The following is a 24225-nucleotide window of genomic DNA, read 5'->3' as shown; positions in this document are numbered from 1 at the left end:
TCCCGACCTCCTTCATCTTGATGTACCGCGCCAACCTAAATGCTCATGGACGCCAAGTTGACTTGCGCACAGTCCAGCGAGTGACGCTTGCGATAGTCGCCTGGCGAAATACCCCGTGACTGGCGAAACGCATGGCTGAAGGCGCTGGACTCGGAGAAGCCCAGCGCAAACGCAATGTTCAGGATGCTCAGGTCAGACAGGCGCAAATAATGCTCGGCCAGCTCCAGCCGAACCGATTCAAGAATGCTGGAAAAGCTTTCGTCCTCAGCGGCCAACTTGCGCTGCAGCGTGCGAGGTGACATGGCCATCTCATCGGCCAGCGCCTCCAGATGAGACTCACCATGGGCCAGGCGCTCCATCAGCAAAGCCCGCACACGGCGGCTAATCGAGAGCGATGCGTAGGAATGGTTCATCTGCAATTCCGCCTCCAGCAGCATGCTTTTGTGGGTGCGCCGATCCGCGCCACACACGGGCAATTGCAAGGCTTCGACTGGAAACAGCAGCGCGTTGGTGCGGCTGTTATAGCGCACCGGGCAACCGAAAAAGCGTTCGTACTCCGCGGGGTCGGCGGGCGGCGCGTGCATCATGTGCACTTCAACCAACGCCGGGGCAGAACCGGTGAGCCAGCGCCCATAAGCCGTCCAGCCCGACAGGATCGAGTCCATGTGCCTGGCGCAGTAGGGTTCCAGCTCGGTGATGCGCCGATCCTCGAGCATCGCCACACCCTCGTTGATGGTCAGGTAGGTTCGGCTGGAGGGGTTGTCGAACACCATCTTGCCAAAACGCCGGATCATCGCCGTCGCTTCGCCGAGCGTGGCACTGGTCATCGCGACGTAGCCAAGACCGCCATAGGTGGCGGGCCGAACGGTCGCGCCGACCAGCAGGCCGAAATGCGCCAGGCCGCTGGTTTCAACGGCGGCCGCGAACAAGGCGCGCAGCTTGCACAAACCGACGCGCTTGATTGGGTCGTCCAGTTGCGAGGCCGACAAACCCGTCTGCTGGATCAGTCGTTGAGGATCACAGCCATGTTTCGCCGCAATCTCCAGAACATGGTTGATAAACGCGGCGCTGGTGGTTGATGAGTGCATCCGGGGGCCATGTGATTGCTGACAGATGAGTGAGTGCTCTCTCTGAGCATTGCGGTTTTCAGGGTCGCAAACCGTTGAGCGCGCGGAGTCTATCAGACGCCCGAAAGAAGACATCAGTCGTAGGCCAGTCACCGCTCAGACCCGGCCGCTGACGGGCAACAACGCTCCGGTCACGGCGCTCGCTTGTGCGCTGAGCAGGAACACAATGACCGCCGCCAGCGCGTCCGGCGAGACCCAGCGAGTGTGATCGGCATCCGGCATGTCGCGCCGATTCGGCTCGGTGTCGAGGATGCTGGGCAACACGGCATTGACGGTGATCCGTGTGTCTTTGAGTTCTTCGGCCAGGCTTTCGGTCAGCCTCGCAACGCCAGATTTCGAAGCCGCGTAGGCCCCCATTCCAGCGCCGGCTTTTTGTGCCGCGCCGGCACCGATGTTCACCACGCGCCCCGCAGGACTGTGCAGGATCATCGGCAGCGCGGCCTTGGTCGTGGTCAGCGCGGTGCGCAGGTTGATGTGGTAGAGAAAATCCCAACTGGCAAGATCTCCGTCAGCGAGGGTTTCCCAGCGAAAACCACCTGCGACGTTGACCAGTGCATCGAGTCGACCAAAGCGTTCTGCAATCTGGGCCATCGCTTGGTTGGCGGCGTTAGAGTCGGTCAGGTCCACGCCTCCCAGGTGCATCGCAGCCTTCAAGGCGGGAGTCAGACGCTCAGGCGCCGCATTCGCCCGATCGATCATCACCACCTGCGCGCCCCGTTCGGCCGCCGCCTGCGCCACTGCCAGTCCAAGACTGCCGAATGCTCCGGTAATCGCCACCACTTGCCCTTGAAGATCGTTATCCATCACCCGCGCCCCGGCTTTAAAAAATGAAAGTCAGCGGCAGGCTAGCGGCTCCATTGGGGGGGACGCTTGATGAGAGACGACGAATTTAATGCTTGATCGCGCCAGCCTTCGTCGGTGTTCCCAAAGGCCAGCGCCTTGGCTATTGCAACCACACGTCTAAAGCAAATAAGGATTTTTCTGACAGACAAAACCATAAACATCCGAAACGATCTCTCTAAATCAGCCGTTTCAGCGCACATTCGAGGGTTTTTGTTGAACACTCTCGGACTTTGCAAACAATTTCTTACAAAAGCGTTGCTGGCTAAACACCGGAATCGCGACTAGCAATGATAGGTTACCGCGCTCGATCGAACCCTGAGATGCCGAGCCGTACCTATGCGCATCAAACGCCCCCGCCCTGCCGTTTTTGTGACCTACCTTGCCCTGGTTTGCCTGTTCGCAATCGTATGGTTGACCCACCCTGCCCCGGTGCATTCTTCTTTCGCCCTGATGAGCCCGACGATGGCCGTGGCCGATAAAGTCGCCAAGCCCATCTACACCAGCCGGTTCGCCTCCTCCGGGCTGGTGGACTTCGTGCATTCCTCCGCGGTCACCGCCCTGCCGGATGGCAGCCTGATGTCCGTCTGGTTCGCCGGCACGCGCGAAGGCGCCGCGGACGTGCAGGTACGCTCCGCCGTGTTCAATGCAAAAACCGGCGAATGGGGCGCGGAACGGGTGTTGGCGACCAGGGATTCGACCCAACTGGGCACCCGAAAATACATCCGCAAACTGGGTAACCCGGTCGTTGCACTCGCGCCGGACAACCGCCTGTGGTTGTTCTATGTGTCGGTATCGATGGGTGGATGGGCCGGCAGCGCAGTGAATGTGATGGTGTCGGACGACTTTGGTGAAAACTGGTCCGCACCGCGCCAGCTGATCACCTCACCCTTCCTGAACATCAGCACCCTGGTTCGCTCGGCACCGGTCTTCCATGCCGACGGATCCATCGGCCTGCCGGTTTATCACGAATTTCTGGGCAAGTTCGCCGAATACCTGTACCTGAGTCCCGACGGCAACGTGATCGATAAATACCGCATCAGTCGTGGCAACAACTCGCTGCAGCCGACGGTGGTGCCGCTGGACGGACAGCGCGGCATTGCCTTGTTGCGTTATGCCGGCGAAACGCACCACCGCGTATTGGCGACCCGCACCGAAGATGCCGGGCAAACCTGGAGTGAGCCCTACCCGCTCGACCCGTCGAATCCGAACTCCTCGCTGGCCGCCGTGGCGACGCCCGAACAGGGTTTGCTGGTGGCACTCAATGACCTGCAGGAAGGGCGTTTCAAGCTGAGCCTCTACGGCACCGATGCGAAAATGGACGATTGGCGCTCGGTGCGTGATCTGGACAAATCACCCGATCCGCAGGGCAATCCGTTTTCCCCTCAAGCCTATAAGGAAATTATCGGCCACGAATTTCGCGACTCCAGCGGCGCGCTTCGCCAGCCACTGGAAGCGGAGTTCCTGAGCAATCTCGACAAGCGTGTCTGTACCAGTCGAGGATGTGAATTCGAATACGAATACCCCTATTTCATCCGCAGTCCCGACGGCATGTATCACCTGGTTTATTCCTGGAACAACACCTTCATCAAGCATGTCACCTTCAACGATGCATGGCTGTCCGAGCGTCTCAAATGATCAACCTGTGGCAGGCCCATCTCAGTTTCGCAATGATCATCTTCCTGTTGTTGCCCGGTTTCGGGCTGAGCAGGATGTGGCGATCGGTGCTGTTGGCCGCGTTGTTTGCCGCCAGTTTCTTACCGCTGGACGGGCTCTCACTGGCCGCCTACCTGCGCAGCCACATTGACGACCTGGCTATCACCACACTGCTGTTCATGGCGTGGGGCTGCTTGCGTCGCCTCGACATCCTGCCCCCGGCGCAGCACGGTCAAATCAGCGTACTGATTATTTTCGCGGCGATGGCGTTGGTGCTGTACCCGGCGACCCTGGGGCTCAGCTATCTGGACCCGTACCGGTTTGGCTACAGCCCGCGTATTTTGCTGACGTTCATCGCCTTGCTGACGCTGGGCCTGTTTTACCTGCGCCACGGCCTGGCGGTCGCGATGCTGGCCGGCGCGACCCTGGCTTTCATGTTCGGGATCAAACCTTCGCACAACTACTGGGACTATCTGGTCGATCCGCTATTGGGCTTGTATTGCTGCGGCGCCCTGCTGGTCCTGGCCGTGCGCGCGGCGTGTCGCTGGCTGATCCGGCAGCGCCGTCCAGCTCGCTGACTTCAGCAAATCCGTTTCAGATTCAACAATTTTTTTGACAGGGGAAACAAGGATGGGATGGTTGCAATCGAGACGCTTGCATTATTGGCTGGGCGCGACCGCGATTGCGTTTGTGTTGTTTGCACTGCTTCGGGTGATGTTCTTTTTCGGTTTTTCCGGATTTGATGCCAGTGCCCTGAGTGGCGAAAAAGCCGTTCTGGAAACCCTGGGTATCGGCTTTCGTTTCGACCTGCGACTGGCCATTCTGGTGATGCTGCCACTGGCGTTGCTGGCCTGGATCCCACGCTGGAACCTGACCACCAGCCGCCTGCTGCGCGTGATTGCGCGGGTGTATCTGGTCGTCGCCCTGAGCCTCCTGCTGCTGATCTACATCATCGACTTTGGTCATTACGCGTATCTGGGCGTCAGGATCAACGCCACGGTGCTGCGCTTCATCGACGATGCGCAGATATCCCGCGACATGGTCTGGCAGACCTACCCGGTGATCTGGATTTCCCTGGGCTGGCTGACCACCGTGGTGCTCGTCACCCTGGGTCTGGTGCGCCTGGAACGGGTCACCCTGGATCGTCCGCGCAAGCCTATTCGTAAGCTCTCCGCGACATGGGGCGGCGCCGTAATGGTGGTGCTGGTACTGCTGGGAATTCTGGGCCGTGTGGAAAACATGAACCTGGAAAACCCGGTGCCCTTGCGCTGGAGCGATGCGTTCTTCTCGGGCAACAACCAGGTCGCTGCCCTGGGCCTGAACCCGGTGATCTTCCTCTATGACACGGTCAAGGTCGGTCAGTCGCGCTACGACGAAGCCCAGGTGCGCGAACTCTACGCGGTGATGTCCAACTACCTGGGCGTCGATCAGCCGGACCCGCAAACCCTGAATTTTGTCCGTCACCAGGCGCCGCAGCCCTACAAGGTCTCGGACTCGCGACCACCCAACGTCATGTTTGTCATGCTCGAGTCCCTCGGCACCAGCGCCGTCGGGGCCTATGGCAACCCGATCAATCCGACGCCCAACATCGATCGCCTGGCCACCCAGAGCTGGTTCTTCGAGCACTTCTATGTGCCCGTGACCGGCACTGCGAAAACGGTCTGGGCGAGCATCTCCGGCGTGCCTGACGTCACCCGCCAGGAAACCGCGACGCGCAATCCGCTGATCACTCAGCAGAACACCCTGATCAACGCCTTCACCGATTACGAGAAGATCTACACCATTGGCGGCAACTCCGGCTGGGCCAATATGAACGCGCTGATCAAGCAAAGCATCGATGGGGTGCGCCTGTTCGAAGAGCGCGACTGGAAATCGCCGGTGGTGGATGTCTGGGGGATTTCAGACCTGGACCTGTTCAAGGAAACCGACCAGATCCTGCAGGCGCTGCCCAAGGACAAACCGTTCTTTGCGTATGTGCAGACCGCGGGCAACCATCGTCCCTTCACCATTCCCAAGACCAACGATGGTTTTGAGGTGAAGCATCCGACCCTGGCCGAAGTGCAGGCCGCGGGTTCGCGCAGTGTCGAGCAGTACAACGCGGTGCGCCTGCTGGACTTCAACATCGGGCGCCTGATGGAAATCGCCAAAGCCGGCGGCTATTACGAAAACACCATTTTCGTGCTGTTTGGCGACCACAACACCCGCATCGCCCAGATCCCCTTCCTGGCGCCGGCTTACGAGCAATTGGGACTGGAAAGCAACGCGGTACCAATGATCATCCACGCACCGGGCCTGATCGGCACTCGTGCGGTCAAGGAAGCCGTAGGGCTGGTGGACCTGCTGCCCACCGTCGCGGGCATGGCGGGGATGGAATTCCGTAACAGCGGCATGGGACGGGATATCCAGCAACCCGCCCCCGAAGGCGAACGTGTGGTGCCACTGGTGCTGCGCGAAGGTACGTTCCCGCTGATTGCCGGCGTCACCCAACACTTCATGGTGCAGATGGAACACGACGGAAGCTCGCCGACCCTGCATGACCTGGCCTCGATGACACCACTGGACGACGTCGCGGGGCAAAACCCCGAAGAGTTCAAGCGCCTGGTGCAACTGACCCGTGGCATGCATGAAACGTCTCGGTTGATGCTGTACCAGAACGTACGAAAGTAACGCCTGATCAAGTGCCGGCCACTTAAGTGTGACCTGATATATCCGGGCCAGCGTGCCCGGCACTTGATACCATCCAGCACACTTGTGTGACGATTTAGTGGCTGGAAGAAAAATTTTGTGAACATCATCCGTCTCGGGTTGCAAAAACCCTACGCACGTCTCATCGCCCTCATCGGCCTGGTTCTCATCGTGCCGTTGTGCCTGCGTGCAGCGCTGGGCTGGTCAAATCCACACGGCTACCTCTCCGACGCAGGCATCGGCTGCCTGCTCGTCGTGCTGCTGTACCGTCGCCCCTGGTGGCTGGCGCTTGCGGTATTGCTTCCCTGGGGTTTCCTGACAGTAGCCAGCGCAGAGCTGGTCAGCGCCGTCGGCCGACTGCCGAACGTTTCAGACGTGCACTACCTGATCGACCCGCAGTTTCTGGAAAACTCCACGGGGGGTGGTTTTGCCCAACCGTGGCTGGCCGCTACGTTATTGATCGGGCTGTTCGTGTGGCTGCTCACACACTGGTTTGCCCCCTTCGCCCCGTCCCCGTCGCTGCCCCGCCACGCCTGGACTGCCCCGCTGCTGCTGTTGATCGCGCACTGGAGCGCTCAGCATTTGCAACCCACCGACGCCGACCAATGGCGCGTGTTCAACCTGCCGCATCAGCTGCTGACGGCGGGTGTGGGCAGCGTTCAAATCAACGTCGAAGAATGGCTCGAGGGCGATGTGGTCGATGTGCCGCCGCAAATGGCGGGGCTGACCCAACTGGACTTGTCCGGGGAAAGTTTACTGGCGGGGCCGGGACGCGCGCGCAACGTATTGATCATCGCGCTCGAAGGCATTCCCGGCGCCTATGTCGGGGTCAATCGCCAGACCTTGCACAGCAGCTATCAGGAAAACCTGATGCCGCACCTCAGCCGCTGGGCCGAGCGTGGCATGAACACCCCGGATTACGTGCTGCACAGCCACCAGACCATCCGCGGCCTGTACGCCATGCTGTGCGGTGATTACGACAAACTCGACAACGGCACTCCCAAGGGTGTCGAGATGCTGACCCAAAGCGAGCGCAACCAGGCGTGCCTGCCGGCGCAACTGCGCAAAAACGGTTTCGCCACCCATTATCTGCAAGGCGCCGGCCTGCGCTTCATGGCCAAAGACAAGATCATGCCGCACATCGGCTTCAACACGACGCTGGGCCTTGAGTGGTTCACCAATGCCTCGTACCTGGATTTCCCGTGGGGCAAGGATGACAAGGCCTTCTTCGAAGGTGCGCTGGATTACGTTGGCGAACTCAAAAAACAGAAAAAGCCGTGGATGCTGACGCTGTTGACCGTCGGCACCCACCAGCCTTATTCCGCGCCTGAAGACTATCTGGAACGCTATGACACGCCCAAGCAAGCGGCGGTCGGCTACCTGGATGATGCCCTCGATCAATTCCTCAACGGCCTGGAACGCCAAGGCGTCCTCAAGGACACCCTGGTCGTGATCACCTCCGACGAGTCCCACGGCATCGACGGCGTCCGCCTTGCCTCATCCTGGGGTTTCAACCTGACCCTGGCACCCGAGCAGGCACAGTTGCCGCAGGTCAAAACCGGCGTATACGGGCATGTGGACTTGAGTACGTCGATACTCGACTACTTTGCCCTCCCCGTTCCTTCAGCCCTGAGCGGCCGTTCGCTGTTTCGCAACTACGACACGGGCCGCGAGATCATGTCGTACACCAACGGCAACCTGCGTTATCACGACGGCCAGGGCACGTTCACCGAGTGCGACTTTCAACAGCGCTGCCGGTACTACGCCAGCGAAGGATTCATCGCCGAGCGCGCCAAATTCCTCGGCCAATACGGCGGCCAGCGTGCCAGGCAGATCACCGCAAGAGCCACGGCACTGGATCGCACACTGATGCAGACACCCTTGAACCAGCGTTATCAGTTTGGAAGCTCGGAAGTCATTCCTCTGCAGGCGCAGATCAAGGACGACTGGGCAGACAACCTGATCGGCGCCCAATACCTGGAAATGCCCAAAGGCTCGCACACGCGCGTGCGCCTGACCGTGCGCTCGGTCGATTTACAAGAGAACGCCTACATCCTGCTCAAGACCAAAGAGTTCGAACAGGACGTGCAAGTTGGAATGCCAGAGCAAATGCAGGTCACGGCGGATCAACCGCTGGAGATGGACTTCAGCTTCGACAACCCCGAGTCGCGCAAGGCGTTCTCCTTCCACCTTCTGGGTTACGGCACGGGGGCTATCGAGGTCAGCGACTTCAGCGTCATCACTGAGTTGCCGGGGCAAGAAGAACCGGTTGGCGAAACGCTTGATGACGATACCGCTGAATCGAGTTGAGTCGTTGAGGCCGGCGATTTCAGCTCCCGGATTAATGGGGTGCATCTGCCAGAAATGAGCGACTGTCAGGCCGTCATCGCGAGCAGGCTCGCTCCCACAGTTTGATCCGGGTAAATCCGAAAAGAAAATGGTCGGCTGTCAGGCCGCCATCGCTGGCAGGCCAGCTCCCACAGTTTGATCCGGATACATCCAAAGAAAAGGGTCGGCTGTCAGGCCGCCATCGCGAGCTAGCTCGGCTCCCACAGGCGAACGCGTGAACTTCGAAAGTCAGGTCGGCTCTCAGGCCGCCTCGCTTTGTTTTTGATCTGCTTTTGATCTTGATCTTCTTGCCCCATCGGCAGGCCGATCGCAGGTTCTGCGCAGTGGGCAACCCGGCATGGATGCCGGGTTAGCCGCGCACGGCCATGGATGGCCGATCGCGGCGGGCCCACGGAGCAGGACCGGAGTGAGGGTATGCCGAGCCCAGGCGAGGCACCGGACGAAAGGGGCAAGAGCGTTTGGTTACTTGGCGCTCTTCCAAGTGACTCGCTGTAAGAGCGAAACCAATAGCGGCCGTTACCGCAGGAATGGATATGTACACCTGCAGGAAACTCATCGCCTGACAGGCCGCCATCGCTGGCAAGCCATCTCCCACAGTGGATCCGGGTACATCCGCCAAAAATGGGCCACTGTCAGACCGCTATCGCGAGCAAACCAAATGCCTGCAGCCCTCACTCAGACACCGCCACCTGATTACGCCCACGCGCCTTCGCCCGGTACAGCGCCTTGTCCGCGTTATTCATCACACTGTGCAAATCATGATCACCAGCCTCCATCGACGCCACACCCAGGCTGGCCGTGATGCAGTGAACAGGCCCGGTCATTGAACCCGCAATCGAACGCGTCACCTGCTCGGCAATATCCAGAGCTACCTCAATGGACGTATCTGGGAGCAGCACAGCAAACTCCTCGCCCCCCAAGCGCCCATACACGTCCGTCGCCCGAAAAGACTTGCTGATCACCACCCCCATTTGCCGCAACACCTGGTCCCCGACCTGATGCCCGTAGGTGTCGTTGATATGCTTGAAATGGTCCATATCCAGCATCACCACACACAGCGGTAAACGGTGGCTTTTGCAATGGCTGTACAACTGCTGGGCATGCTCGAAAAAGGCTCGACGATTGTTTAATCCGGTGAGTTCGTCGGTCTTTGCCGCGCGGGTGGAAATGTTGTGCGCCTGCTCCATCTCACGGGTCAGGCGAAACGCCGTTTCCAGTGCTTCGGACAGCTTGCGTGTCGCGCCAGCGACAAACGAGGCGAACACCAGAACCGCCAGCGCCATGCCGACCTGAATCGTTGACGATTGAAACAGCAGCCAGGAAGTGCACGGCAGCAACACCAGCGCAATCGACGCCAGCGTCATGTGGCTATAAGACGAGTAGCAGGACACCGCGCTCACCGACATCCCGACCGCGAACAGCATCACCAGCGCCTGGGACAACAGATTATCGGCCGGTATCACCGCCAGCGCTCCAACACCCCAGATCCCGGCAGAGAGAACCAGCGTGAACCAGTACGTGCGTTCCCAACGTTGCGGCGTACGCTCAACGTCGGGGCTGCGAAAATAGGCGATGAACATGGCAAGCCGTAGCAATGACGATGCAGACAGAATCGCAATCCACCAATAAACGACGCTGTGATCAAAGCTGTCCCAGCACAGCCAGCACAGCATGATAGCCGCCAGATAACTGCCGAACACTGCCGAGACGGATTGGTGAAACAACTGGTGCAACCGGTCAGCGCGTACCTGCTGCGCTATATAGCTTTCCTGGTCGTATCGAAGCCCAAGCCCATCCATATGATCCGCCTGATCATGATGCTGCGAAAAAACGCCATTGTGGCATCTCGCCACTAACGCAAACACAAGAATCACACCCATTTGCAGCTCAATCTCACGGCAAGCTTAGCTGCTGCATTGAGGAGTGAAACCCATGTCCGATCAACGTCTTCAATCAGCTGCTCCAGCTACTGCTCATGCAGGGCTGATCGCTCCTGGCGCTGAAACTGACGCGGAGACACGCCAAAGCGGGTTCGAAACTCCCGCGAAAAGTGCGCGCCATCGGCGAAACCGCAATCCATGGCAATTTGCGTGATGCTGCTGTGACTGTTCACCAGCAGCCAGCTGCCGTATTCCACGCGCAGCGAACGTTGGAACTCCATGGGTGAAATGCCCAGGGATTGTTGAAACGCGCGGGTCAGCTGGCGCCGGCCCAGGCCGACATACCGCGCAATGGCATCCAGCGTCGGCAGGCTGTCCATGCGTTGTTCGATGTAGTGCGCTGCCTGGCGGACACGTTCGTCCTTAATGTCCGCCAGGTTTGCATAGAAGTGCGCCTGTGGCTGCCGTCCCTGGCGGATGCCCTGCAGCATCATATGCCGCACGGCCTGCTGCGCCTTTTCGCGCCCGCAGTGCCTGGCGACCAGGTACAACCCCAGGTCAATCGCCGCCGTTGATCCCGCGCATGTAATCAAATCCCCCTCGTCGATGAACAGGTGATCGACGGCTGCAGGCGTCTTCGGAAACCTCGCACGAAACGCATCCAGCACATTCCAGTGCACGCACACGGCCCGATTGCCCACCACGCCCGCTTGTGCCAGCGCGAAGGTGCCCGTGCAAATACCCAACAAGCGGGTACGGCTGTTCGCTGCGCGCTGCAACCAGTCGCGCAACTGAACGGGCAAGTGCGTGTTGGGGTAATCGTTGCCGCCACAAATGGCCACGTAATCGAACTGCTCCAGGTCCTCAGCCAGGCCACCGGCAACTTCCAGTGTGATGCCGGCGCTGGAAGTTCGCGGCAAGCCGTCGACACTCATCACCCGCCACGCGGTATGGATCTGCCGACTGGCGCCGCCGACATCGGCGGACAACCGCAGCACATCCACGAACCCCGAAAATGCCGCCAGCGTGAACTGATCCAGCAGGACCAGCCCCACCGATAACTGCGGGCGCGCGTTTGGCTCGGGAAGGGACCCGGGCGCGGCGTGGAGTTCTTGATGATTCTGAGTCATTTTGGGCATGACCCAACTATTCAACTTTAAGACCCCCGAGTGCAAGCGCTCGTATCGACGTTACGAGCAAGATGCAGACAAGGGGAAACAGTACAACTACGCCCCAGAGGACATGAGATGAGAATAAAAACGCTGAACAAAATCACAGTCGCGCTATCACTGGCGGGCTGCATCTCCTCGCAAAGCGCCATGGCCGATCAGCAGAAGCTGACGGTCGCGTTGTACGGCGGCAACTGGGGGGATGCTTTCCTCAATTGTGTTGCAGAACCTTTCACGAAAGCTACCGGGATTGCCGTTGCGGCGGAAGTCGGTACCTCAACCACGACCCTGGCGAAACTCCAGCAGCAAAAGTCCAACCCTACGATTGATGTGGCCTGGATGGATGGCGGAATCAGCGAGCTCGCGTATGCGGCCGGTGTACTCGCCGACCTCGACCCTGCCGCCATTCCCAACCTGAAAAACGTTGTCGATAAAGGCGTTTACTCCGAAGCCGGCCACACCTTCGCCGTCAGCAGCGGTTTCTACTCCCTTGGCCTGACCTATAACACCAAGGACATAAAAGAAGCGCCGACCAGCTGGAAGGACCTGTGGAAGCCCGAATACGCCGGTGCAATCGCCCTGCCCTCGCCGGCCAACTCCTCCGGGGTGCCGTTCGTATTCTTCATGGCTGACGTCTGGGGTATTGACCGGTCCGACCTGGCGCCGCTGTACAGCAAGCTCGGCGCTCTGGACACCGCACTGTTCTTCGACAGTTCGGGCGCCGCCACCAACGCCTTCCAAAGTGGTGAAGCCATTATCGGCGCGCATTTCAACGTCGGTGCCTGGGACTTGATCGACAAGGGCGCGCCCATCGGTTTCACGATTCCCAAGGAAGGTGCATGGGCAACCGATGCTCGCTTGCACCTGATCAAAGGCGCACGCAACAGCAAGGCCGCCGAGCAATTCATCAATACCGCGCTGACCCAGGAAGCGGCGTCCTGCCTGGCCGGCAAGCTCTATCTGGGGCCAGCGGTGAAAGGCGTGGAAGTCTCTGAAGACGTTGCTCGCAAGTTGCCATGGGGCGCCGGTGGATCGATCAGCGATCTGCGCCTGTTCGACTGGGCCCAGATCAACGCGCAGCGCGCGAGTGTCACCAATGACTGGAACCGCAAAGTCACCGCCAAATAGCTCAAGAGGTCTGCAATGTCAGTTTTATTGAGCATCGACAGCGTCTGCAAAAACTTTGGTTCCTACCAGGCATTGGACACGATCAACCTGGACATCGAGCAGGGCGAATTTATCGTGCTGCTCGGCCCCAGCGGCTGCGGCAAAACCACTTTGCTGCGCTCTATCGCTGGCTTCATGCAACCCGACTCCGGGACCATCACGATCGATGGCCAGGACGTCAGTCGTCTGCCGCCCTACCGTCGTCCACTGAATACTGTGTTTCAGAATTACGCCCTGTTTCCGCACATGACAGTGCTGGAGAACGTCGCATACGGTCCGCGACGCCAGGGTGTCAATCGCACCGAAGCCCGAGACCGTGCTCGCGAAGCACTGGCAATGGTAGGTCTGGAAGCGCTCAGCGATCGCTACCCTCGCGGCATGTCGGGCGGCCAGCAACAACGCGTGGCACTGGCACGGGCCATCGTCAATAAACCCAAATTGCTGTTGCTCGACGAGCCGCTCTCTGCGCTGGACATGAAGCTGCGCAAGCGCATGCAGCTGGAGCTCAAGCATCTGCAGGCGAAACTCGGCATCGCGTTCATTTTCGTGACCCACGATCAGGAAGAAGCGATGACTATCGCCGACCGGATTGTGGTGATGAACGCAGGCCGCATCGAACAGACCGGTTCCAGCAGCGAAATCTACAGTGCACCCGCTTCGCGCTTTGTGGCGGACTTCATTGGCGAGGCCAACCTCATCGACTACCAGGCCACTGGTGCTGACGAGATACGTCTGAACATTCGCGCAAAACCGCTGCCTCGCGATACCAGGAACATCGCTCAGCAAGGGGTGGCCGTCCTGCGTCCCGAGCATCTGCAGGTCCTGGACGCCTCAACCCCAGAGACCACCAGTTGTTGCGAAATCCAGGGCACCGTGAGCGATATCGTCACGGTCGGCAGCCACACGCTGATCCACACCTTGATTGACGGGCAACTGATCGTGGCACGCACCATGGGCTTTCCGCGGGCGGACATGATGGCCGGCAGCGCCGTGCGCCTGGGCTTCAACCCTGCTCATTTGCACTTGATCGGGGAGTCGTCATGAAACGCAGGACGCTCGCCCCGTTGCTGATGCTCTTTGCGGCACTGGCCTTTTTCACCGCGTTCTTTCTTGCACCGTTCGCAGTGGTGATTTTCGCCAGTCTGACCAAGGGCGCTGACCAGGCCTTTACGCTGGATCACTACATTCGCGTGCTGGGCGACCAGTACCACTGGGATGTGATTCTGGTGACCTTCCGCATCGCCGCGTTGACCACTTTGGTGTCGTTGGTGCTTGGCTATCCGCTTGCCTGGTACCTGGTGCGTGTCGTGAAGTGGCGTGCCTGGCGCCGAGCCTGTGTGATCTTGCTGGTGGTGCCGATGTTCACCAGCAACATCGTGCGCTCGTTCGGCTGGATGGTCCTGCTGGGACGCAAAGGCCTGGTGAATCAGAGCTTGCTGGATACCGGCCTGATCGATACGCCGGTGCGCTTTCTGGGCACCGAGCTCGGCATCCTGATCGGCATGGTGTACATCCTGCTACCGTTCATCGTACTGGCGGCCGGCAACGCCCTGGCCCAGGTCGACCCGGCCTATGAGCAAGCCTCCGACGACCTCGGTGCCAGCCCCCGTGCGACCTTTTTCCACGTGATCCTGCCGCTGACCATGCCCGGAATCATTTCCGGCTCGATCATGGTGTTCACCCTTGCGGCCAGTGCCTACGTGACGCCGGCGCTTCTGTCGGGCGGAAGAATCTCCGTGCTCTCGATGCTGATTTTCCAGCAGTACAGCTCGGTCTTCGACTTCAACTACGGTGGCGCACTGAGCGTCGTCCTGCTGATCTTCACCCTGGTCATGGTCGGACTGGCCGGACGCGTCGGCAGCATCAGAGGGAGCAACTCATGATCACTCGCATGCTGGTTCGCCTGATCGCCTGGGCCGTGCTCGGCTACATGCTGCTGCCCCTGGTGGTGATCATGGGCGTCTCGTTCACCGCCACGTCATTCCTGGCGTTTCCGCCACAAGGCTGGACCCTGGACTGGTACGCCAAGATGCTCAGCGACCCGAGCTACGTGGCCTCGTTTGCCACCAGTACGGTGCTGGCACTGGTCGCGACCTTCGTCGCCGTATTGCTCAGCGTGCCGGCCGCGCTGGCGATAGCGCGTTACGAATTTGCGGGCAAGAACGCGATTTTGGCCGCCCTGACTTCACCGCTGGTGTTCCCGCACATCGTGCTGGGCGCGGCGCTGTTGCAGTTCGGCGGCTACTTCGGACTGACCCGCAGTTTTCTCGCACTGCTGATCGGCCACACGATCATCATCTCGCCGTTTGTATTGCGCTCGGTGCTGTCGATGCTGACACCGGAGCAGCGTGCGCTGGAGGAAGCATCAAGCGATCTGGGCGGAACACCGTGGGCCACCTTCTTTCATGTGGTGCTGCCGCAGATCAGGCCGGGGATTGTCACCGGGTCAATCTTTGCCTTCATCTCGTCATGGATCAACGTCGAGCTGTCGATCTTCAACACGACCCCGGACCTCAACACCATCCCGGTGAAGCTTTTCAACTACGTGCAGTACACCGTCGACCCAACGATCGCCGCCGCCTCCGGCGCGACCATTGTCGTGGTGGTCATCGCCGTGATCATTCTCGATCTGTGCATTGGTCTCGACCTTTTGTCAGAACGCAAATAACCCCCCCACACCTACACCCCGAAAGCCAGGAGTTCAGTCATGCGTATGCAAGACACGTTCGATGTGATCTATACCCATACCGAAGGTGAACCACTGTGCATCGTGCACAGCGGCATTCCCTACCCCGCCGGTTCCAGCATTCTGGCCAAGCGTACCTTTCTGGAACAGAACTACGACTGGTTGCGTAAAGCGCTGATGCAGGAACCTCGCGGCCACAAGGACATGTTCGGGGTCTTCCTCACCCCGCCTTCCAGCAGTGAGTACGACGCGGGCCTGATCTACATGGACGGCAGCGTGTATTCGCACATGTGTGGCCACGGCACGATTGCCGTGAGTATGGCGATGGTTGCCCTGGGCCTGGTGCCGCGCGGCGCCGATGGCATCACCAAAATCCGCTTCGAAACCACGGCGGGACTGGTTGTCGCCGAAGTGGCGTCCGAAGGCGATAACGTACTCTGGACCCGTTTCGAAAACGTGCCGGCTTATGTCGCGGCCCAGGACATTCCCGTACACCTGCCGGGCTACGGCGACCTTAAAGCCGACCTGGTCTGGGGCGGCAACTATTTCGGTATTGTCGACCTGACCAACAGCGACCTGCGTATCAGCCCCGAAAATGGCAGCGAACTTTCACGCCTTGGGTTGCTGGCACGGGACCAGATCCAGAAACAGCTGAAGATCCAGCACCCGACCGAGGCGCACATCAACGATCTCAATTTCATTACGTTCTGGCACCCGGCGACCATCGACGGTGCGTTCTACAAGAACGTCCACGTATTCAGCGCCGGCCAGCTCGATCGATCTCCCGGGGGCACCGGCACCAGCGCGATGATGGCGATGTTCGAGGCTCGAGGGAAACTCGGCCTTAACCAGCCTATCCTGTCCGAAGGTTTGCTGGGCAGTGGCACTTTCGAAGGTTGCCTGCTCGGCGAAGTGGACCTCAACGGGACACGTGCGGTACGCCCTACGGTGAAAGGCACCGCCAGTATCCTGGGGACGTCACGCTGGGTCATCGAACGTAACGACCCCGTCGGTGCGGGCTTCGTTGTGAACTGAAGTCCAAGGATGCCCGGCGCACTGCGTCGAGCATCAGCCTTGACTGAGACCTGTAGCAGCTGGCGCAACCCGCGTCCGGCTGCGCAGCAGGCGCAATACCAGCACCGCCGGTTAAAAGACTTTGCCTATCACCCCCCAACACTGCACCTATTAGCTGACTTCCCGAGTCGGGTCTAACCTTAGTCCTGCGCTGGCGCCATAAGCCGGCCGTAGTAGTGCTGATAAGGAGACAGGAATGAGTCTGAAACATGACTAAGCCTGCCGTGGGCCTCCGCGCTGGCGACCCGATTGCCGCTGTTTTTCACCCCCGCGCGGTCACATCACCCAGTTGATTGAACTGCTGGCCCAGCAGCCTGTGTCATTGATTTCGCTCGTCGCTTGCCCGTGTCCACAAGGCGCGGATAGCCCGCAAGATCACGACCCAAAGGTAGCTCACACATGGCAAATGAATCGAAATGCCCATTCAACCACGCCGCTGGCGGTGGCACGACGAACCGCGATTGGTGGCCGAATCAACTGAATCTGAAAATCCTGCACCAGCATTCGTCCCTTTCTGATCCCCTGGACGAAGGTTTCAATTACGCCGAGGCATTCAAAACTCTGGATTTTCAGGCGCTCAAGCAAGACCTGCGCGCGCTGATGACCGACTCACAAGACTGGTGGCCGGCAGACTTCGGGCACTACGGGCCGCTGTTCATTCGCATGGCCTGGCACAGCGCCGGCACCTACCGCACCGCCGACGGACGTGGCGGCGCTGGCTCGGGTCAGCAACGTTTCGCTCCGCTCAACAGCTGGCCGGACAACGTCAGCCTGGACAAGGCGCGCCGGCTGCTCTGGCCGATCAAGCAGAAGTACGGCCGTAAAATTTCCTGGGCCGACCTGATCGTTCTCACCGGTAACGTCGCGCTGGAATCCATGGATTTCAAGACCTTCGGTTTTTCCGGTGGCCGTCCAGACGTCTGGGAGCCGGATGAGGACGTCTACTGGGGCTCGGAAAACAAGTGGCTGGCGGGCGACACCCGCTACGATCAGGGTCATAAGGAACCCATGCAGGAACCCGGTGAAGGACCACTCGTGGCCGAACCTGGAGAAAACGAAGACAGCCGAGTCGAACCCGGCCGCCATCTGGAAAAACCCCTCGCCGCCGTGCAAATGGGCCTGATCTATGTCAACCCGGAAGGCCCGGAAGGCGAACCGGACCCGGTCAGATCGGCCCTGGATATCCGCGAGACCTTTGGCCGCATGGCCATGAATGACGAAGAAACCGTGGCCCTGATCGCCGGCGGCCATGCCTTCGGCAAGACGCACGGCGCCGGCCCTGCGGACAATGTCGGGGCGGAACCCGAAGCCGCCGGTCTTGAAGAGCAAGGCTTCGGCTGGAAAAACAGCTTCGGCACCGGCAAAGGCCCGGACACCATCACCAGCGGCCTGGAAGTGACCTGGACCACCACGCCGACCAAGTGGAGCAACAACTACCTGGAAAACCTGTTCGGCTTCGAATGGGAGCTGACCAAAAGCCCGGCGGGCGCGCACCAGTGGACCCCGAAAAACGGCGCCGGCGCCGGCATCATTCCCGATGCCCACGACCCTTCCAAACGCCGCAACCCGACCATGCTGACCTCGGACCTGGCGCTGCGCTTCGACCCGATCTACGAACCGATCTCCCGGCGCTTCCTGGCCAATCCCGATCAACTGGCCGACGCCTTCGCCCGCGCCTGGTACAAACTCATCCACCGCGACATGGGCCCCCTCTCGCGCTACCTCGGCCCGGAAATGCCCGGCGAAGAACTGCTGTGGCAAGACCCGATCCCAGAAGTCGACCATGAGCTGATCAACGACAGCGACATCGCCGCACTCAAGAGCAAACTGCAAGCCAGCGGTCTGTCGGTTTCGCAGCTTGTATCGACAGCATGGGCGGCCGCCTCGACCTTCCGTGGTTCGGACAAACGCGGCGGCGCCAACGGTGGACGCTTGCGCCTGGAACCACAGAAATCCTGGCAGGCCAACCAGCCGGAACAATTGGGGAGCGTGCTCGCAAAACTTGAAGGGATTCAGCGTGACTTCAGCAGCGGCGGCAAGAAAGTCTCCCTCGCGGACCTGATCGTCCTGGCCGGTAGCGCCGGTATCGAGCAGGCCGCCAAAAACGCGGGAGTCAACATCACGGTACCGTTCACGCCAGGCAGGATGGACGCGACTCAGGAACAGACCGACGTCGAGTCGTTCGGCTTCCTCGAACCCACCGCCGATGGCTTCCGTAATTACCTCAAAACCCGCTACAGCGTTCCAGCCGAGGCATTGCTGATCGACAAGGCGCAACTGCTGACCCTCACCGCACCGGAAATGACCGCGCTCATTGGCGGCCTGCGCGTGCTGAACACCAACGTAGGCCAAACCAGACATGGCGTGTTTACCCAGCAGCCGGAAGCGCTGACCAACGACTTTTTTACCAACCTGCTGGACATGAGCGTGGAATGGAAGCCGGTCTCGGATGATGCGCAAGAGTTCGAGGGTCGAGATCGCAAGACGGGCGCAGTGAAATGGACCGGCACGCGTGTCGATCTGGTGTTTGGATCGAATGCGCAGTTGCGGGCGATTGCCGAGGTGTATGCCAGCAGCGATGCGAAGGAGCAGTTCGTGAAGGACTTTGTGGCGGCGTGGACGAAGGTGATGAATCTGGATCGCTTTGATCTGAAGTGATGCTGCAGTCCTGAAAACGCAAAACGCCTCCCTGAGTGGAGGCGTTTTGTTTTTCACGGACAATGATCAGACGGGAGAAATCGTCGCCAGCGCACCGATCAAAACGGTCAATACGAGAAAACCACCAAGGAAAATCGCCATCTTGCCCATCGGGGCCTCCTGCTCGCGGAAAGTGCCCTTATTGTGAGCGGGCATCTGTGTGCATTACAGAGGCAGATAGCGATGAAAAATACGGATCAGAGCACCCGCGCCAGAGCTCAGGATGAACATTGCTATTACTTCGTTGATGCATCCCAAACGGTCATCACCTGCGTCACTGCGGCATCCAGCGAAGCATGTGAAACTCCATCTCTGGCCAGCGTGGAAAGCCCCAACAGAAAACTGTCGAACATCGTAGCCAGGGCTTCAACGTCGACGGTCGGTCGCAACTGCCCCTCGGCAACGCCGCGTTCGATGCATTTCACGATTCCCGCCCGATTCAAAGCCCTTGTCCGGGCGAGTGGCTGCGAGATGGCTTTGCTCTCGTCCGAGCACGCGCTCATCCAGCCTAATGAAACCAGACAGCCTGTGGGGTGGTCGACTTCGGTCTGCATTCTGGCGGAGCGACGCAGGGTCAGTTCGATGGCATCCCTGGGCGCCAGCGTGTCATCGAACAGGCTGTCCGTGACGCGGCCATGCGTGCTCAGGTACCGCGCCATGACCTCTTTGAACAGCGCTTCCTTTGAGCCAAATGCGGCATAAAAGCTCGGTGCGGAAATGCCGCCGCCGATGGTGGCTTTGAGCTGATTGAGCGACGTGGAATCGTAGCCGTGCTCCCAAAACAGATTCATTGCCTGATCGATTGCCGCGTCACGGTCGAAGGTGCGCGGTCTTCCCATCTGTGCCATACGATCCTCCGTTTGCATGAGTTCGATACTAATCGATACATAAGTCGTTGACAACGAGGGCCCACCTCCCTAGATTTATATCGATCGATATATAAGTCACCTGGAGCATGGAATGACGATTGATGAGCAGCAAGCCGAGCGACTACCGCTGGGCGCATTACTGGCGTTAGCCATGACCGGATTTATCTGCATCGTGACCGAAACCTTGCCCGCCGGCCTGTTACCGGAAATCGGCACGGGCTTGAATGTTTCACAGCCACTGGCCGGGCAAATGGTGACGGTCTACGCACTGGGATCGTTGCTGGCCGCTATTCCGTTGACGATCGCCACGCAAGGCTGGCGGCGCCGCACAGTGCTGCTGTCGACGATTCTTGGCTTTCTGGTGTTCAACACCCTGACGGCGTTGTCCTCGGATTACCTGCTGACACTCATTGCCCGATTCTTCGCCGGCGCCTCTGCCGGCCTGGCCTGGAGCCTGTTGGCGGGCTATGCACGGCGCATGGTTGTCCCTCGCCTGCAGGGTCGCGCCTTGGCGGTGGCCATGGTGGGCACCCCGATCGCGCTATCGCTGGGCGTGCCATTAGGCACCTGGCTGGGCGGACTGATGGGATGGCGAATGGCGTTCGCGCTCATGTCAGGATTAACCCTTGGGCTGATCGTGTGGGTGCTGATCAAAGTCCCCGACTACCAGGGCCACACCTCGTCAAAACGCATGCCGCTGCGCCAGGTGCTTTGCACCCCGGGCGTTCGGTCAGTACTCGGCGTTGTCGTGACCTGGATGCTGGCGCACAACATTCTCTACACCTACATCGCCCCCTTCCTCGCATCCGCAGGATTGAGCCGCAATGTCGACGTGGTGCTACTGGTTTTCGGTGTCGCTGCGCTCGCGAGTATCTGGATCACCAGCCGGCTGGTCGATCGGCATCTGCGCACTGCCGTGCTCGCCAGCCTGGCGACTTTTGCCGCCGTTGCTGTCCTGTTCGGCGCGTTCTCGCACTCTGCCATCGCGATGCTTGTCGGCGTATTCGTCTGGGGACTGACCTTCGGTGGCGCCGGGACTCTGCTCCAGACTGCGCTGGCTGACGCTGCGGGAAAGGGAGCGGACGTGGCGCTTTCCATGAATGTGGTGGTCTGGAACAGCGCGATTGCGGTGGGTGGCTTATTGGGTGGGGTGATGCTCGACCAGTTGGGCGTGAGTGCCTTTCCTTGGGTGTTGCTGGTGCTGGTGGTGATTAGTTTCTGCATCGCGTTCAATGCGCGGGGGCATGGTTTTCCGAAGGGTGACAGGGACAGTGGTTTGGTGATTGCCGGGCACTGATTGGAAGTGTGCCAGGGGGCTTTTTTTCGGGGTTTTCTCGATTATCTGTGAATTGTCTAATATTCCGGGAAGCCCCAGTCGGTTAGCGGTGTCAGTTGTGACAGAAAGTCGAGGTGCTCGATAACTTTTACTTTCTGTAGATTATTGAACTCTATCGGACCACCGAGAGCCAGGACGGGGACGAATCCATACATTTCGTCGCTACTCAATTTGCCCAGTTTATTTACGGCAAGTTCAAACATGTCTGCAAAGTCATTGGATTCCGTACTCATCGCCAAAAAGAATGCCTTTACTCCAAAATCGAGTTTCTCACCGGTAAACATGGAAATACGGTATGAGTAACGTGCCAGCGGGCCAGATATAGTCAAGCAATAACCGCTTTTCTCTCCCCATACGTAGAGGTCTCCAAAAGCGCTACGTGCTATCACGTGATAATTGTCTTTGTCATAAAATTCCGCGTCGACTAACCAATGGCTAAGCAGAGGTTCGTAAAACTGTGGGTTTACGGTCCAGAACAGCCCATCGGCATAGCCACTCCAGCCATGTTCATTCCAATACTGAAGTAATTGCTCGGGTAGCCTGTGTCTGTACAGGACCATGCTTGAACCGGGAGCTTTCTGGCGCCCTATTTCAGGAGCAAATTCCTCAAGAAAGCAGGCAAAAAACTCATCCACAAACGTTTCCTTGCTTCAACCTTTAGAGAGGCTTTGTGACAATCAGGCGACATATATCAAATTTTCGGAAACCCCCAATCGGTTAGTGGTGTGAGCTGTGATAAAAATTCTAGATGTTCTATAGTTTTGACTATTGCAACTTTTTCTATATCTATCGATCCACCCAGCGCGAGGGCCGGCACTAGACCGTACATTTCGTCAGCCCTAAGTTTTCCCAGTCTTTTTAGAGAGGGTATGAAAAGATCGCCGAAATCGTTGTACTCGGGGGTCATAGATGAAAAAAACACTCTAACCCCAAAGTCAAGCTTATCACCTTTAAATTTAGACGTTCGCCAAGAGTAGCGCCCTAAACTACTAGAAATAGTCAAGCAATAACCACTATTTTCACCCCACACATAAAGTAAACCAAATGCGTTACGCGCAATAACATGATAAGTATCCTGAGAGTAAAATTCTTTATCAGCAAGCCAGTGGTCTATTATGTCTTCGTAGGCTTGAGGATTTACTGTCCAAAACAAACCATCCAAGAACCCGCACCAGCCATACTCCTTCCAGTACTGTAGTAATTGATTTGGCAGCCTATTTCGATATCGGTCCACACTCGACTCAGGAACTTCCTCCCGAGTGGTTGCAGGGCCAAAATTCTTGATAAAAAAATCATAATCCTCGTCCAACACTGACTCCTTATTTGCATCTTTCAAGTTTTGCGTTAATTTTTGTGGTGCCTCGAGTATTCTCAGGCACGCTGGCCGCGGCAGCGTCCAGACTGCCAATGCGGCTGGACCATTGGGGACCAATGCTTGAATTAATACGCCGATCACCAAAGTCACTGATAATGTCCTTTCCTCCCGCGAGCAGGTCGGGATTATGCAAGGCGGCCAACGTTGCCATTTTCTGCGACACTGTCTCCATGGCTAGTGTTTTTGCCTGTTCGAGAGGTACACCGCTCAACCTCAGTGTCTCTTGAAGTTCTGCTGCCATATCTGAACTAAGCCTGTATCGAGCTTCCGCAGCAACCTTCGGATCCCGCACAACATTCTTCGCCGTAAACGCCTCCCGCCCCCTCAAATACTCATCCACACTCAGATCATTCAACCCCTTTTCCTGGCCCGCCAGCTGCCGATCAAACTCCGGAATCTTCTCCCCATGCTTCTTGCTCACGTTAAAGCATGGCACCTTGTGTTCCGGCATGCCCAACGGTTTTTTCGGTGATGGATGCTCAGGTTGGCGGCGCGTAGGCAATGGCGTTTCTTGTCGGCCAAACGCACCTTGGCGTGACGTTGGCAGTTGCAGGTCCGGGTGTTTTTTCAGGGCCTCTTCATGCTTGAGCATCCACTGCCCTAACCGTGCACCTTTGGCGCTAGCCTGCATTTCGCTGGCAAGTACCTGGGCATTGCCCCGCCCTCGCGTCAGGTAGGCAACGATGGCTCCCAACAACAGAACGATGACTTCTTCATGCCCTCGAGCGATGTGCTGAGCGGCCCTGTCGATGGCAGCAGGATCATCACGGCTGAAGGGATGTAGACCCTCATCGCCCTGGGTGCCTTTCCATGAGATGTCGATGCCGTCCAGGTAGTACTCGCCAATGCGCGGCAAGCCTTCGACGAAGAACTCGGCAATGGAAACCAGGCCGAGTACCCCCAGTATCCAGGTGCTGACTTTCAAACCCATTGCAGCGCCGGCCATACCGGACGGAATCGCGCCCACACCCCCGACAAAAGCGCCTACACCCGCGCCAATGGCTCCGCCTGCCAACACACTGCCGGCAACGATCATTGCCATTTGACTAACGACGCTGATCAATTCGGTGAGGACGCTGGAGATGTCGAGGTCTGAGAAGCGTTGCCTCAAGGACCTGGCGACCTCCCATTCCGCGCGCGTGAACGCCGTCCGGATATTGTGGATCCGCCGAATGTTCAGACTTATGGAGGAAGCATAATCATTGATATGAATGCGGCCGTGCCCGCCCTGATGCCCCATGTCCTGGGTCATGCGATCTTCTATTTCGAACCACGTAGGCACGATGTTCCATAGCGCCATGCTGCGTCTTCCTGA

The 24225-nt window shown here is 58.8% G+C and carries 20 protein-coding genes; 11 read left to right on the top strand and 9 right to left on the bottom strand.

Annotated elements, in window-relative coordinates; genetic code table 11:
* Positions 1–35: 35 nt before the first annotated feature.
* Together ACA063_RS11810 and ACA063_RS11805 are read right to left on the bottom strand one after the other, a co-directional pair.
* A complete protein-coding gene (locus ACA063_RS11810; RefSeq protein WP_497666005.1) occupies positions 36–1088 on the bottom strand; it encodes an AraC family transcriptional regulator in 1053 nt (350 codons plus the stop codon).
* Between the two features lie 135 nt (positions 1089–1223).
* Positions 1224–1931, bottom strand: coding sequence for an SDR family NAD(P)-dependent oxidoreductase (locus ACA063_RS11805; RefSeq protein WP_497666004.1), 708 nt, complete (start codon positions 1929–1931; stop codon positions 1224–1226).
* Positions 1932–2306: 375 nt separating this feature from the next.
* Between ACA063_RS11805 and ACA063_RS11800 the strand changes: the two genes are divergently transcribed.
* The 4 genes from ACA063_RS11800 to ACA063_RS11785 all read left to right on the top strand — a co-directional run bounded on the left by ACA063_RS11800 (position 2307) and on the right by ACA063_RS11785 (position 8618).
* On the top strand, positions 2307–3605 hold the full coding sequence (locus ACA063_RS11800; protein WP_497666003.1) for a sialidase family protein: 1299 nt from the start codon (positions 2307–2309) through the stop codon (positions 3603–3605).
* Positions 3602–4201, top strand: a complete 600-nt coding sequence (locus tag ACA063_RS11795; protein ID WP_497666002.1) for a hypothetical protein — start codon at positions 3602–3604, stop codon at positions 4199–4201. Before ACA063_RS11800 ends, ACA063_RS11795 begins: the two co-directional genes overlap by 4 nt.
* A gap of 52 nt (positions 4202–4253) precedes the next feature.
* Complete coding sequence (locus ACA063_RS11790) at positions 4254–6290, top strand: LTA synthase family protein (RefSeq protein ID WP_497666001.1); 2037 nt, start codon at positions 4254–4256, stop codon at positions 6288–6290.
* 117 nt (positions 6291–6407) lie between these two features.
* Positions 6408–8618, top strand: a complete 2211-nt coding sequence (locus ACA063_RS11785; RefSeq protein ID WP_497666000.1) for an LTA synthase family protein — start codon at positions 6408–6410, stop codon at positions 8616–8618.
* A gap of 710 nt (positions 8619–9328) precedes the next feature.
* Here the strand turns inward: ACA063_RS11785 and ACA063_RS11780 are convergent.
* Both ACA063_RS11780 and ACA063_RS11775 read right to left on the bottom strand, forming a co-directional pair.
* Positions 9329–10456 carry a GGDEF domain-containing protein gene (locus ACA063_RS11780; RefSeq protein WP_497665999.1) on the bottom strand — a complete coding sequence of 376 codons (1128 nt, stop codon included), beginning with the start codon at positions 10454–10456 and terminating at the stop codon, positions 9329–9331.
* 167 nt (positions 10457–10623) lie between these two features.
* Complete coding sequence (locus ACA063_RS11775) at positions 10624–11667, bottom strand: GlxA family transcriptional regulator (protein ID WP_497665998.1); 1044 nt, start codon at positions 11665–11667, stop codon at positions 10624–10626.
* A gap of 117 nt (positions 11668–11784) precedes the next feature.
* Here ACA063_RS11775 and ACA063_RS11770 point away from each other — a divergent pair, with 117 nt between their 5' ends.
* The 6 genes from ACA063_RS11770 to katG all read left to right on the top strand — a co-directional run bounded on the left by ACA063_RS11770 (position 11785) and on the right by katG (position 19291).
* The gene (locus ACA063_RS11770; RefSeq protein WP_497665997.1) at positions 11785–12834 is read left to right on the top strand and encodes an ABC transporter substrate-binding protein; all 1050 of its coding nucleotides are present in this window, start codon (positions 11785–11787) and stop codon (positions 12832–12834) included.
* Positions 12835–12849: 15 nt separating this feature from the next.
* Complete coding sequence (locus ACA063_RS11765; protein WP_497665996.1) at positions 12850–13917, top strand: ABC transporter ATP-binding protein; 1068 nt, start codon at positions 12850–12852, stop codon at positions 13915–13917.
* Positions 13914–14756, top strand: coding sequence for an ABC transporter permease (locus ACA063_RS11760; RefSeq protein ID WP_497665995.1), 843 nt, complete (start codon positions 13914–13916; stop codon positions 14754–14756). Before ACA063_RS11765 ends, ACA063_RS11760 begins: the two co-directional genes overlap by 4 nt.
* Entirely contained in the window at positions 14753–15541 is a 789-nt protein-coding gene (locus ACA063_RS11755; RefSeq protein WP_497665994.1) for an ABC transporter permease, read from the top strand. The genes ACA063_RS11760 and ACA063_RS11755 overlap by 4 nt, the downstream gene beginning before the upstream one ends.
* A gap of 39 nt (positions 15542–15580) precedes the next feature.
* Positions 15581–16594 (top strand): proline racemase family protein, encoded by a 1014-nt coding sequence (locus ACA063_RS11750; protein WP_497665993.1) that lies wholly within the window; start codon positions 15581–15583, stop codon positions 16592–16594.
* Positions 16595–17032: 438 nt separating this feature from the next.
* Positions 17033–19291 (top strand): catalase/peroxidase HPI, encoded by a 2259-nt coding sequence (gene katG, locus ACA063_RS11745; RefSeq protein WP_497665992.1) that lies wholly within the window; start codon positions 17033–17035, stop codon positions 19289–19291.
* Positions 19292–19357: 66 nt separating this feature from the next.
* Here the strand turns inward: katG and ACA063_RS11740 are convergent, their stop codons facing one another.
* Together ACA063_RS11740 and ACA063_RS11735 are read right to left on the bottom strand one after the other, a co-directional pair.
* Positions 19358–19486: a hypothetical protein gene (locus ACA063_RS11740; RefSeq protein WP_268932937.1), complete on the bottom strand. Its 129-nt coding sequence runs from the start codon at positions 19484–19486 to the stop codon at positions 19358–19360.
* 80 nt (positions 19487–19566) lie between these two features.
* The gene (locus tag ACA063_RS11735) at positions 19567–20178 is read right to left on the bottom strand and encodes a TetR/AcrR family transcriptional regulator (protein ID WP_497665991.1); all 612 of its coding nucleotides are present in this window, start codon (positions 20176–20178) and stop codon (positions 19567–19569) included.
* 112 nt (positions 20179–20290) lie between these two features.
* Between ACA063_RS11735 and ACA063_RS11730 the strand changes: the two genes are divergently transcribed.
* Entirely contained in the window at positions 20291–21496 is a 1206-nt protein-coding gene (locus ACA063_RS11730; protein ID WP_497665990.1) for an MFS transporter, read from the top strand.
* A gap of 56 nt (positions 21497–21552) precedes the next feature.
* On the opposite strand, the gene ACA063_RS11725 is transcribed toward ACA063_RS11730, so the two are convergent.
* The 3 genes from ACA063_RS11725 to ACA063_RS11715 are packed head-to-tail and all read right to left on the bottom strand — an operon-like array spanning position 21553 to position 24210.
* Complete coding sequence (locus ACA063_RS11725) at positions 21553–22170, bottom strand: GAD-like domain-containing protein (protein WP_497665989.1); 618 nt, start codon at positions 22168–22170, stop codon at positions 21553–21555.
* 56 nt (positions 22171–22226) lie between these two features.
* Entirely contained in the window at positions 22227–22844 is a 618-nt protein-coding gene (locus tag ACA063_RS11720; RefSeq protein WP_497665988.1) for a GAD-like domain-containing protein, read from the bottom strand.
* 10 nt (positions 22845–22854) lie between these two features.
* Positions 22855–24210 (bottom strand): DUF6861 domain-containing protein, encoded by a 1356-nt coding sequence (locus tag ACA063_RS11715; RefSeq protein ID WP_497665987.1) that lies wholly within the window; start codon positions 24208–24210, stop codon positions 22855–22857.
* Positions 24211–24225 lie beyond the last annotated feature (15 nt).

The sequence above is a fragment of the Pseudomonas sp. LBUM1643 genome, from assembly GCF_059716215.1.
This window is presented reverse-complemented; position numbering and strand designations above follow the sequence as displayed.

What these genes read in the sequence shown, in the direction of transcription:
- ACA063_RS11810 (WP_497666005.1), bottom strand. Translation starts at nt 1,088, where the DNA reads ATGCACTCATCAACCACCAGCGCCGCGTTTATCAACCATGTTCTGGAG.
- ACA063_RS11805 (WP_497666004.1), bottom strand. Translation starts at nt 1,931, where the DNA reads ATGGATAACGATCTTCAAGGGCAAGTGGTGGCGATTACCGGAGCATTC.
- ACA063_RS11800 (WP_497666003.1), top strand. Translation starts at nt 2,307, where the DNA reads ATGCGCATCAAACGCCCCCGCCCTGCCGTTTTTGTGACCTACCTTGCC.
- ACA063_RS11795 (WP_497666002.1), top strand. Translation starts at nt 3,602, where the DNA reads ATGATCAACCTGTGGCAGGCCCATCTCAGTTTCGCAATGATCATCTTC.
- ACA063_RS11790 (WP_497666001.1), top strand. Translation starts at nt 4,254, where the DNA reads ATGGGATGGTTGCAATCGAGACGCTTGCATTATTGGCTGGGCGCGACC.
- ACA063_RS11780 (WP_497665999.1), bottom strand. Translation starts at nt 10,456, where the DNA reads ATGGATGGGCTTGGGCTTCGATACGACCAGGAAAGCTATATAGCGCAG.
- ACA063_RS11775 (WP_497665998.1), bottom strand. Translation starts at nt 11,667, where the DNA reads ATGACTCAGAATCATCAAGAACTCCACGCCGCGCCCGGGTCCCTTCCC.
- ACA063_RS11770 (WP_497665997.1), top strand. Translation starts at nt 11,785, where the DNA reads ATGAGAATAAAAACGCTGAACAAAATCACAGTCGCGCTATCACTGGCG.
- ACA063_RS11765 (WP_497665996.1), top strand. Translation starts at nt 12,850, where the DNA reads ATGTCAGTTTTATTGAGCATCGACAGCGTCTGCAAAAACTTTGGTTCC.
- ACA063_RS11760 (WP_497665995.1), top strand. Translation starts at nt 13,914, where the DNA reads ATGAAACGCAGGACGCTCGCCCCGTTGCTGATGCTCTTTGCGGCACTG.
- ACA063_RS11755 (WP_497665994.1), top strand. Translation starts at nt 14,753, where the DNA reads ATGATCACTCGCATGCTGGTTCGCCTGATCGCCTGGGCCGTGCTCGGC.
- ACA063_RS11750 (WP_497665993.1), top strand. Translation starts at nt 15,581, where the DNA reads ATGCGTATGCAAGACACGTTCGATGTGATCTATACCCATACCGAAGGT.
- katG (WP_497665992.1), top strand. Translation starts at nt 17,033, where the DNA reads ATGGCAAATGAATCGAAATGCCCATTCAACCACGCCGCTGGCGGTGGC.
- ACA063_RS11740 (WP_268932937.1), bottom strand. Translation starts at nt 19,486, where the DNA reads ATGCCCGCTCACAATAAGGGCACTTTCCGCGAGCAGGAGGCCCCGATG.
- ACA063_RS11735 (WP_497665991.1), bottom strand. Translation starts at nt 20,178, where the DNA reads ATGGCACAGATGGGAAGACCGCGCACCTTCGACCGTGACGCGGCAATC.
- ACA063_RS11730 (WP_497665990.1), top strand. Translation starts at nt 20,291, where the DNA reads ATGACGATTGATGAGCAGCAAGCCGAGCGACTACCGCTGGGCGCATTA.
- ACA063_RS11715 (WP_497665987.1), bottom strand. Translation starts at nt 24,210, where the DNA reads ATGGCGCTATGGAACATCGTGCCTACGTGGTTCGAAATAGAAGATCGC.